This is a genomic window from Microcystis flos-aquae FACHB-1344 (assembly GCF_014698375.1).
GTDB lineage: Bacteria > Cyanobacteriota > Cyanobacteriia > Cyanobacteriales > Microcystaceae > Microcystis > Microcystis aeruginosa.
Map to the genome: position 1 here is coordinate 1 of NZ_JACJSW010000113.1, position 9,344 is coordinate 9,344.

General features: G+C 39.2%; 10 protein-coding genes and 1 pseudogene. All 11 read left to right on the forward strand.

The annotated features are described in order from the left end of the window. A partial coding sequence (locus H6G48_RS09275; protein WP_190721232.1) for a Uma2 family endonuclease occupies window positions 1-498 on the forward strand: 498 nt, incomplete at its 5' end. Window positions 499-559: 61 nt separating this feature from the next. Beyond that, window positions 560-1,600 (forward strand): NAD-dependent epimerase/dehydratase family protein, encoded by a 1,041-nt coding sequence (locus H6G48_RS09280; protein ID WP_190721235.1) that lies wholly within the window; start codon window positions 560-562, stop codon window positions 1,598-1,600. 184 nt (window positions 1,601-1,784) lie between these two features. Beyond that, the gene (locus tag H6G48_RS09285; protein ID WP_190721237.1) at window positions 1,785-3,587 is read left to right on the forward strand and encodes a thiamine pyrophosphate-binding protein; all 1,803 of its coding nucleotides are present in this window, start codon (window positions 1,785-1,787) and stop codon (window positions 3,585-3,587) included. Between the two features lie 39 nt (window positions 3,588-3,626). Beyond that, the gene (locus H6G48_RS09290; RefSeq protein WP_190721239.1) at window positions 3,627-5,873 is read left to right on the forward strand and encodes an N-acetylneuraminate synthase family protein; all 2,247 of its coding nucleotides are present in this window, start codon (window positions 3,627-3,629) and stop codon (window positions 5,871-5,873) included. Between the two features lie 49 nt (window positions 5,874-5,922). Beyond that, window positions 5,923-7,014, forward strand: a complete 1,092-nt coding sequence (locus tag H6G48_RS09295) for an FkbM family methyltransferase (RefSeq protein ID WP_190721241.1) — start codon at window positions 5,923-5,925, stop codon at window positions 7,012-7,014. A 104-nt stretch (window positions 7,015-7,118) separates the two neighbouring features. Beyond that, the gene (locus H6G48_RS09300; RefSeq protein WP_190721243.1) at window positions 7,119-7,892 is read left to right on the forward strand and encodes a TylF/MycF/NovP-related O-methyltransferase; all 774 of its coding nucleotides are present in this window, start codon (window positions 7,119-7,121) and stop codon (window positions 7,890-7,892) included. Between the two features lie 76 nt (window positions 7,893-7,968). Next, window positions 7,969-8,190 carry a GtrA family protein gene (locus H6G48_RS09305; protein ID WP_190721245.1) on the forward strand — a complete coding sequence of 74 codons (222 nt, stop codon included), beginning with the start codon at window positions 7,969-7,971 and terminating at the stop codon, window positions 8,188-8,190. Window positions 8,191-8,193: 3 nt separating this feature from the next. Then, window positions 8,194-8,346 (forward strand): hypothetical protein, encoded by a 153-nt coding sequence (locus tag H6G48_RS09310; protein WP_190721247.1) that lies wholly within the window; start codon window positions 8,194-8,196, stop codon window positions 8,344-8,346. After that, window positions 8,340-8,585, forward strand: a complete 246-nt coding sequence (locus H6G48_RS09315; protein ID WP_061431664.1) for a hypothetical protein — start codon at window positions 8,340-8,342, stop codon at window positions 8,583-8,585. The genes H6G48_RS09310 and H6G48_RS09315 overlap by 7 nt, the downstream gene beginning before the upstream one ends. After that, window positions 8,582-8,842 (forward strand): type II toxin-antitoxin system RelE family toxin, encoded by a 261-nt coding sequence (locus tag H6G48_RS09320; RefSeq protein ID WP_061431665.1) that lies wholly within the window; start codon window positions 8,582-8,584, stop codon window positions 8,840-8,842. Before H6G48_RS09315 ends, H6G48_RS09320 begins: the two co-directional genes overlap by 4 nt. 393 nt (window positions 8,843-9,235) lie before the next feature. Beyond that, window positions 9,236-9,344 (forward strand): annotated as a pseudogene (locus H6G48_RS09325) (transposase); the annotation flags it as partial.

The window sequence follows — 9,344 nt, forward strand, 5'->3', positions numbered from 1 at the left end:
CCCTCGGTAAAACCCATTGCTAGTGGAACAATTCGGCGCAGTTATACTCCCCATCTTGAAGGAGAAATTCCTACCATTGTCCTAGAGTTTATCTCGGAAACCGAAGGGGGTGAATATTCCATCAATCCTCACTATCCCTATGGAAAATGGTATTTTTACGAGCAAATCTTACAAGTACCTATCTATGGAATATTTCAACCAAAAACTGGAGAATTAGAAATTTATCGATTAAATCAAGGAAGGTATGAACAACAAAAACCTGATGAAAACAATCGTTATTGGATAGCAGAGATTAACTTATTTTTGGGAGTCTGGCAGGGAAAAAAAGCGGAAGTAACAGCCTATTGGTTGCGCTGGTGGGATAAGTCGGGCAATCTGTTATTGTGGGGGAGTGAACGAGTCGCACAAACTGAATATCAACTCGAACAGGAGCGAATGTTACGGCAAAAATTAGTTGAAAAATTAAGAGAATTAGGCGTTGAACCAGAAACCTTGTAGGAGACTTGTCAAATGCTGATAAAATCATGGAAGGAATCTTGGTAATGATTCGGGGCTGAAGATGCAACCTAACCTAACAAATGACTTAAATCACATTCTCGCCCACACTAAGGACCTCTGGGAGGAATTGCGGGGACAACGGATATTTATTACCGGAGGTACAGGCTTTTTTGGCTGTTGGTTATTAGAAAGTTTTATTTGGGCTAATGATCAGCTAGACTTAAAAGCATCGGCAGTGGTTTTAACCAGAAATCCTGATATTTTCAGGCAAAAAGCTCCTCATTTAGCCAATCATCCCGCTATTCAATTCCATAGCGGTGATGTTAGGTCATTTGAGTTTCCTGAAGGGGAGTTTTCTTATATTATTCATGGTGCCACTGAAGCGAGTGCCAAGCTCAATCAAGAAGATCCCTTACTGATGTTTGATACGATTATTGAGGGAACAAGGCATACTTTAGAATTTGCTAAATTTTGTCAGGCTAAAAAGTTCTTATTAACCAGTTCCGGCGCCGTTTATGGCAAACAACCCCCTGAGATAACCCATGTTTCTGAAGACTATTTAGGCTCTCCTGATTTAACTAATCCGGGTTATGCTTATGCAGAAGGAAAACGGGCAGCAGAAATGCTCTGTACTCTCTATGCTAAACAACAGGGCTTAGAAACGAAAATTGCTCGCTGCTTTGCCTTTGTCGGTCCCTATTTGCCCCTGGATACCCATTTTGCTATTGGTAATTTCATTCGAGATGGTATGACGGGGGGTCCGATTCTCATCCAGGGGGATGGTACTCCTTATCGTTCTTATCTCTACGCGGCGGATTTGGCGATTTGGCTGTGGACAATTTTGTTTAAGGGAAAATCATGCTACCCTTACAATGTCGGTTCAGATGAGGATTTAACTATCGCTGAATTAGCAAAAGTTGTTGCCAGTACATTTGTATTAAAAGTCGAGGTAATTATAGCTAAAGAACCTATCCCGGGTAAACCTGCTGAACGTTACGTTCCTTCAGTAAAACGAGCGTTTTCTGAGTTACAACTTAAACCCTTGATTTCCCTAGGGGAATCAATTATCCGAACGGCTAGTTATAATTCATCAAGATCTTAGAAGTTAAGAAGGAGTTGAAACTTATGGAAAACCTTAAATAATAGGAAATTGCAAGAGTACTGGGAAAAAACAGACAAGTTATTGACAAAAATTCAAGGATCGTGTTTAATGGCGATAAGCTCAGTTGGTAAAAAATTAGATTTGGCCAAGCTTCTAACATTATCCAAAAGAAACAAAAAAAATTATGATTAAGTTGTCGGACTATGTAATCGAGTCTATTGCCAAACAGGGTGTAAAGCACGTTTTTCTGCTGCCCGGTGGTGGTGCAATGCACTTAAACGATTCATTGGGGAAGTGTCCAGATATTGAGTTTGTCTGTAACCTACATGAACAAGCTAGTGCCATCGCAGCCGAAGCTTATGCGAAAGTGACAAATAATCTTGGTGTGGCTATTGTTACTTCCGGTCCAGGAGGAACAAATACTGTCACAGGTTTAGCAGGAGCATGGCTTGACTCAACTCCATGTTTATTTATTTCTGGTCAGGTTAAACGAGCAGACTTGATGGGGGATTTGGCCGTAAGGCAACTGGGAGTACAAGAAGTAGATATTGTTTCTATTGTTCAATCTATCACTAAATACGCGATAACTATTACCGATCCAAATACTATTAAATATCATTTAGAAAAAGCTCTTTATTTAGCTAAATCTGGTCGTCCAGGTCCAGTATGGATTGATATTCCCTTGGATGTTCAAGGGGCAATGATTGATCCTGAAAAACAGCAAGGTTTTGATTCCAAAGAAGTTTCGCCAAGTTTTGATCTTCACCATCTCAGCAATCAAGTTTCTCAGCTAATTGAGTTATTAAATGAAGCAGAAAGACCAGTATTATTGGTGGGAAATGGGGTTAGACTTGCAGATGGACAAAAGGAATTTTTGGAATTAGTCGAAGGGTTGAATATCCCTGTTTTAGCGACATGGTTGGGGCTTGATTTAATAGCCAGCAATCATCCTTTATGTTTTGGCAGGCCAGGTTCGATGGCACCAAGAGGAGCAAATTTTACCCTACAAAATTCAGATTTGCTTCTAACCATTGGCGCACGCTTAGATATGGCTTTAACTGGGTATGCTCACGATAAATTAGCAAGAGCGGCCAAAAAAATCATTGTTGATATAGATCAGTACGAAATCAACAAAATGAAAACAAAAATTGAACTGCCAATTTGTGCGGATGCCAAGGATTTTATTCAAGAGCTGCTCAAGCAGAAGGATAAACTTAATCTCAAAAACCATGAGAGTTGGATAAAACGTTGCCAAGAGTGGAAAAATAAATACCCACTTGTTCTTCCTCAATATTGGGAACAAACCGAGGGAGTTAGTAGCTATGTATTTTCTCAAGTTTTGGCAGAAGAGCTTACCTCCGATGATGTCATAGTGTCCGGTAGTTCGGGCAATGGCATAGAAGTATTTTTGTTGGTTTTTGAAGTAAAGACAGGGCAAAGGATATTTCACACTAGAGGGTTAGGATCGATGGGTTTTGGACTACCTGCCAGTATAGGGGCTTGTCTAGCCAGCGATCTTAGACGCACAATATGTGTAGATGGTGATGGAGGATTTCAGATGAATATTCAGGAGTTAGAAACCGTCCATCGCTTGAATTTACCGATTAAATTTTTTGTTTTCAATAATCAAGGGTTTGCTTCTATTAGAAGTTCGCAGAAAAAGTATTTTGGGCGTTTGGTTGGTGCGGATGCCACCAGTGGTTTAACCTTACCTAATCTCCTGAATGTTGCTTCTGCTTATGGTTTAGCTACGGCACAAATATCCAGTTCAGCTAATTTAAGAGAACAGATTAGAGATATTCTCAATAGCAGCGATCCGATAGTTTGTGAGGTTATGGTACCAACAGATGAAGTCCGCGCCCCTAGCCTATCATCCTTCAAAAAAGATGATGGTACTATGGTATCTAGACCCCTAGAAGATTTGTGGCCTTTTTTAGAACGGGAGGAGTTTATTTCTAATATGATTGTGCCTTTAGTCGAAGAGTAAATTTAGATTTATTTATTAAATTACACAAAAGGAGAATATATGTTAGTTGAAAAGAGTATCACCAAATATATTACTTTTTCCGAAGAAAGTATCCTCAATGCCTTAAAAAAAATCAGCAGCAATGGCAGAAGAGTGGTGTTTTGCTTGACGGAGGATGGAGTTCTAGAAGGGATATTTACAGACGGTGATTTTCGTAGATGGATGATTGCACAAAATGATATGGATCTCAATAAACCCATTCATTTTGCTTATAATAAGAAATTTTTATTCGTTTGGGAAGATGAGGGATTAAGCAAATGCGAGTCCTATTTCTCCAATGGTGGCGAGGTGATGCCAATTTTAGATCGTCAACGACGATTAATTGCGATCGCATGGAACCGCTCACCAGGAATAACCATTGGGGATTTTGTCATTAGTCATAATTCACCAACTTTTGTCATTGCTGAGATTGGCAACAATCATAATGGGAGTTTAGACTCAGCTAAAAAACTGATTGATTTAGCCAAAGAAGCGGGAGCAAATTGCGCTAAGTTTCAAATGAGAGATTTATCGTCTCTTTATCACAATGCTGGCAACGCCAATGATTTTTCCGAAGATTTGGGTTCTCAATATACATTAGACCTGTTATCTCGATTTCAACTCAGTCAACAGGAAATGTTTGCGGCGTTTGATTATTGTAAAGAGAGAAATATTCTTCCCCTCTGCACTCCCTGGGATATAGAAAGTCTAAGCTTACTAGAAAATTACGGGATGTCTGCTTATAAAGTAGCCTCTGCCGATCTTACTAATTATGACCTACTTACAGCCCTCGCGAAAACTGGAAAACCTTTAATTTGTTCTACGGGAATGTCTAATGAGTCGGAAATTATTGAAGCGGTCAAACTATTAAAGAGTTTGGGAACACAGTATATATTACTGCACTGTAATTCCACATATCCCGCCCCCTTTAAGGACATTAATCTTAATTATTTAGATCGTCTTAAAGAAATCGGTGAATGTCCTGTGGGTTATTCTGGTCACGAACGCGGTATTTATGTTGCGGTCGCTGCTGTAGCAAAAGGAGCAAAGGTGATCGAAAAACATTTTACCTTAGATAAGTCTTGGGAAGGTAACGATCATAAGGTTAGCTTGTTATTTCCCGAATTTCAAGCGATGGTAGAGGGAATCAGACAAGTAGAAGAAGCGATGGGAACAAACTCCGAACGTCGTCTTAGTCAGGGGGAGTTAATGAATCGAGAAACCTTAGCTAAAAGCTTGGTAATTACCTGCGATTTAGCACCGGGAGAAATCATTACAGAAGAAATGCTGGCTGTGAAAAGTCCTGGTCGCGGATTACAACCCAACCGCAAACAAGAACTGATTGGACTAAAAGCTAAGAGAAACTTGAAAGCTGGTGATTTCTTTTTTGACAGTGATTTAATATCAGAAACAATTCAACCGAGACAGTACGATTTCCGTAGAAAATGGGGGATACCGGTTAGGTATCATGACTTTCAAAAACTATTGAATAAGACCAACCTTGAACTGTTAGAATTTCATCTCAGCTACAAAGACATGGAAGCTGATATAAGTGAATACTTTAACTCTAGTTATAATTGCCAATTAGTTATTCATAGTCCTGAATTATTTGCAGGAGATCACATTCTCGATTTGTGTTCTCAAGATGAAGCATATCGTCAACAGTCAATCGAAAATTTACAAAAAGTTATTGACATTACTAGAGAACTGACTAAATTTTTTCCGAACACAACTAAAACGCAAATAGTAACGAATGTAGGAGGATTTACTTTGGATGCTTTTCTACCAGCAACACAGCGTCATAAATTGTATGAAACTCTTCTAGACAGTTTGGCAAAACTTGATCAAACGGGAGTTGAGATTATCCCCCAAACAATGCCACCTCTACCTTGGCACTTTGGTGGACAGAGCCATCATAATATCTTCGTAGATCCCGATGATATAGCCTCTTTCTGTCGTGAGCATAACTATCGAATCTGTTGTGATGTCTCTCATGCAAAACTAGCCTGTAATCGTTATAAATGGTCTCTGACAGAATATATTGAAGAGGTGGGAGAATACATTGCTCATCTGCACATTGCTGATGCTACCGGTGTAGATGGAGAAGGATTACAAATTGGAGAAGGGGAGATTGATTTTCCTGCTCTCGCTGAAGTCCTAGGCAAAGTAAACCTTCAAGCGTCTTTTATTCCTGAAATTTGGCAGGGACATAAAAATGGAGGTGAGGGTTTTTGGATAGCTTTAGACAAGCTTGAACGATTTTTCTAATTCAGAGAAAAGCTGTAAATTTTTTACCAAAACTGGAGGATAACCCAAAATGATCAACTTTGAAGACTTTCAAACGAAAATTCAGAAAGCAATCGATGTCAGAGATTCTAGATTAGAAGTTCTGGAAGGTAAAAAACATAAGCCTTTAGCTATATTTGGTTATGGAAATAAAGGTAAACAAATATCCAAGCAGCTAAGACTCGCAAAGCAAGCGGTACAAATTTATGATGTAAACCCTAATGCCTTGGAAAGTGCCTGTAGCGATGGATTTGATGTGGTCAATCAAATCGATGACTTAATCGATTTTCAAGTGATATTAGGCTCTGGACAAAATCAGATTGAGCAAAAGGATATGGTTTTTGACAATCATATCTTTTATGAAGAGGCAACATTTCTTTACGATTTAGTGCATCTACAGTCTAGGAAAAGAGAGATGTCTAATTGCATTGTCCATGATCTGGATAGACTATATTGGGTATATACTGTTTTGCAGGAAGACTCCAAGAGTCAATTTTTGGATATTCTTTTATTTAGAGCTTCGCTCAATCCACTTCATCTCCAAAACTCCCGTGTGAATAACAAATGGATGTGGTTTGATGTACCTCTTAAATTCAAGTCAAGAGACTATAAAAACTTTCTTGATGTTGGTGCTTTTGACGGCGATACAATAAAGGCAGCGCGAGCATTTTTCCCATTAGATCGGGTTCATGCGGTAGAAGCAAATCTTGAATTTGTTAAGAAAATTGCGCAGCAGGCAAAGGATTTTAACAATGGTCTGGTTATTTATCCTTATGCAGCTTGGTCTAGTAATTGTATGCTTTCTTTTTTGGAAGATCACAATGGGATGTTCTCTGTTGTCAAGGAAGATTCTGGAAGTGTTTGTGCAGCAAAGCTCGATTCGATAATCAATGAAAATGTTGATTTAATTAAGCTAGATATAGAAGGCTCGGAAGCAGAAGCTCTAAGTGGTTGCACAAGGCTTCTTTCTTCTGCTCCTGATGTTTTAGTCGCTGCCTACCACAGACCCTCTGACCTTGTTGACATTGTTTCTACCCTTTTAGCGCAAAATCCTAAATATAAAGTATATTTTAGGCATTACTCAGATGTGTATGATGACTCAATTTTGTATTTTATTAGCTAAAGATAGTGCCTGTCCACTACTAGCTTTTTCACTGGCTCTGTCCAGGTTTGTGTTGACGATCTAACCCTGTAAATTTACACCATCTAAAACTTAGGAGGATAAAAATGAAAAATAAAGCTTTGCATCTCGAGAGTGATGAGTTTACTCAAAGAAGCGCAACTGAAGCGGAGATAGATGCATCACTTCGTAAATATGTTGATCAATTGTTGCCAGTCATGGGGGGTAGAGCTTGGAACTGGGACATTCAGGTAACGCTCAAGCGACAAGTGTTTTCTCGTTTAATTCACTACTATGAGTTGTACAAAAAGATCGTTGATGTACAAGGTGTAATCTTGGAATTTGGAGTACAATGGGGTGCTACGCTCACAACGTTGAACAATCTTCGGGGAATGTTTGAGCCGTATAACCACGCACGTAAGATATATGGTTTTGACACTTTTGAAGGTTTCGCAACCATTGACGAGAAAGACGGAGGGTTTTCAAAAGTAGGACAGTACAAGGTATCAGAAGATTATGAAAAAGTTCTTGAGGACATCTTGAACTTGCATCAAGGCTTATCACCTATCCCTCAAATCAAAAAGTTTGAATTGATTAAGGGAGATGCTTCAGTCACATTTCCTAAGTGGTTAGATGATAACACTCACGCCATTGTTGCCATGGCTATTCTTGACATGGATGTTTACAAGCCAACCAAAGATGTCTTAGAAAAAATCATTCCTAGACTAACCAAAGGTTCTTTACTGGTGTTTGATGAATTGAACTGTCAGCACTTCCCTGGAGAAACTCAAGCTGTCGCCGAGGTTCTTGGTTTAAATAATCTAGCGTTAAGATGTTTCCCTCATCAGCCTTACTGTTCTTGGGCTATTTGGGAAGGCTAATCCATCTGCTTAGCGGTTTGCTTGAATTCCTTATTCGCTTTACCGCTGAGTTAACCTCATTTTTTTATGATGAATAATGTATCTTCTTAAAAATAATAAACTTGTTGGCATTGTCAAGAAACATAGATTTGTCCGTTTCTTGCTGGTTGGTGTAATAAATACACTGTTTGGTTATTTTTCCTTTGCCACTCTTATTCTTATTGGACTGGATTACAAGTTAGCCGCTCTGCTGGCTACCATTCAGGGAGTTTTATTTAACTTTCAAACCACGGGAAGACTGGTTTTTGGGTTGAGTTAATCCATGACAAATGCCACAAATTATCAAGCACTGATTACAGGAGGTTCTCGCGGCATTGGATCAGCTATAGCCTCAGCACTAGAGAGTCAGGTAATTCAGATTATCGCCCCTAAACGCTCAAAAAAAGTAAAAATTGGAGGACAAACAGCATGGTAATGGTTAAAATGCAAGTCTCCTTAGAGTCTTTAATCGAGGCAATTGCCACCCTTGATTTAGGAGTGAAACGAAAACTTATGGAAATTATAGAAGATCAGATTTTTGAATCAGAAGAAGAGTCCATGGAAAATGATCCAGAGGTGTTAGCTGAAGTAGAGGAAGCACGAAAGGCTTATCAGATAGGCGACTATCAAACTATTCAAGAATATATCACTAATCAATCTGAACAAGCTTCATGAATTACGAAGTCATCATCCCTAAACCTGTGCAGAAGCAGTTGAAAAGCTTTCCAGATGATGTGCAAACTCGCCTGAACGAAAAAATCCTTCTGCTGACTGACGAACCCCGTCCTTCGGGAGTTAAAAAGTTGCAAGGCTATGCCAATGAATATCGTCTTAGGGTAGGTGATTATCGAGTGCGTTATGAAATTGACGATCAAGGCTCAGTTGTCATCATTCTGAGTTGTAGACATCGAAAAGATGCTTACAAAGGATGACTCACTATGAGAATTTATCTTGAATGTCGGGGTGAAGACCGTTCGGCTGAACTCACGGCCGAAGCCCTCGCTTTTAGCGACGGGATGAAACCCCGACCAGTATAAAACAGCACTTCGACAAGCTCAGTGACACGAAGCACGACATTTCGACACATTTCGACACATTTCGACAGGCTCAATGTAAAGGCTCAATGTAAAAGCTCAATGTAAAGGCTCAATGTAAAAGCTCAATGTAAAAGCTCAATGTAAAAGCTCAATGTAAAGGCTCAATGTAAAGGCTCAATGTAAAGGCTCAATGTAAAGGCTCAATGTAAAAGCTCAATGTCAACTAAAATCTTGACAATTTGTGCTATACAGGTTAACATAAAATAAGTTGTTTGAGGTCGATCAACAATGATTGTCTTAGAAATGAAAGCCGTGGTCAAACCAAGTCAGTGTTCTGCCATTGATGAAGCTATTCGTACAGTACAATTCATCCGTAATAAGGCTTTAAGGCTTTGGA

Bases quoted from the DNA above. Each gene is read 5' to 3' on its own strand.
- H6G48_RS09280 (WP_190721235.1), top strand. From the start codon at position 560: ATGCAACCTAACCTAACAAATGACTTAAATCACATTCTCGCCCACACT.
- H6G48_RS09285 (WP_190721237.1), top strand. From the start codon at position 1,785: ATGATTAAGTTGTCGGACTATGTAATCGAGTCTATTGCCAAACAGGGT.
- H6G48_RS09290 (WP_190721239.1), top strand. From the start codon at position 3,627: ATGTTAGTTGAAAAGAGTATCACCAAATATATTACTTTTTCCGAAGAA.
- H6G48_RS09295 (WP_190721241.1), top strand. From the start codon at position 5,923: ATGATCAACTTTGAAGACTTTCAAACGAAAATTCAGAAAGCAATCGAT.
- H6G48_RS09300 (WP_190721243.1), top strand. From the start codon at position 7,119: ATGAAAAATAAAGCTTTGCATCTCGAGAGTGATGAGTTTACTCAAAGA.
- H6G48_RS09305 (WP_190721245.1), top strand. From the start codon at position 7,969: ATGTATCTTCTTAAAAATAATAAACTTGTTGGCATTGTCAAGAAACAT.
- H6G48_RS09310 (WP_190721247.1), top strand. From the start codon at position 8,194: ATGACAAATGCCACAAATTATCAAGCACTGATTACAGGAGGTTCTCGC.
- H6G48_RS09315 (WP_061431664.1), top strand. From the start codon at position 8,340: ATGGTAATGGTTAAAATGCAAGTCTCCTTAGAGTCTTTAATCGAGGCA.
- H6G48_RS09320 (WP_061431665.1), top strand. From the start codon at position 8,582: ATGAATTACGAAGTCATCATCCCTAAACCTGTGCAGAAGCAGTTGAAA.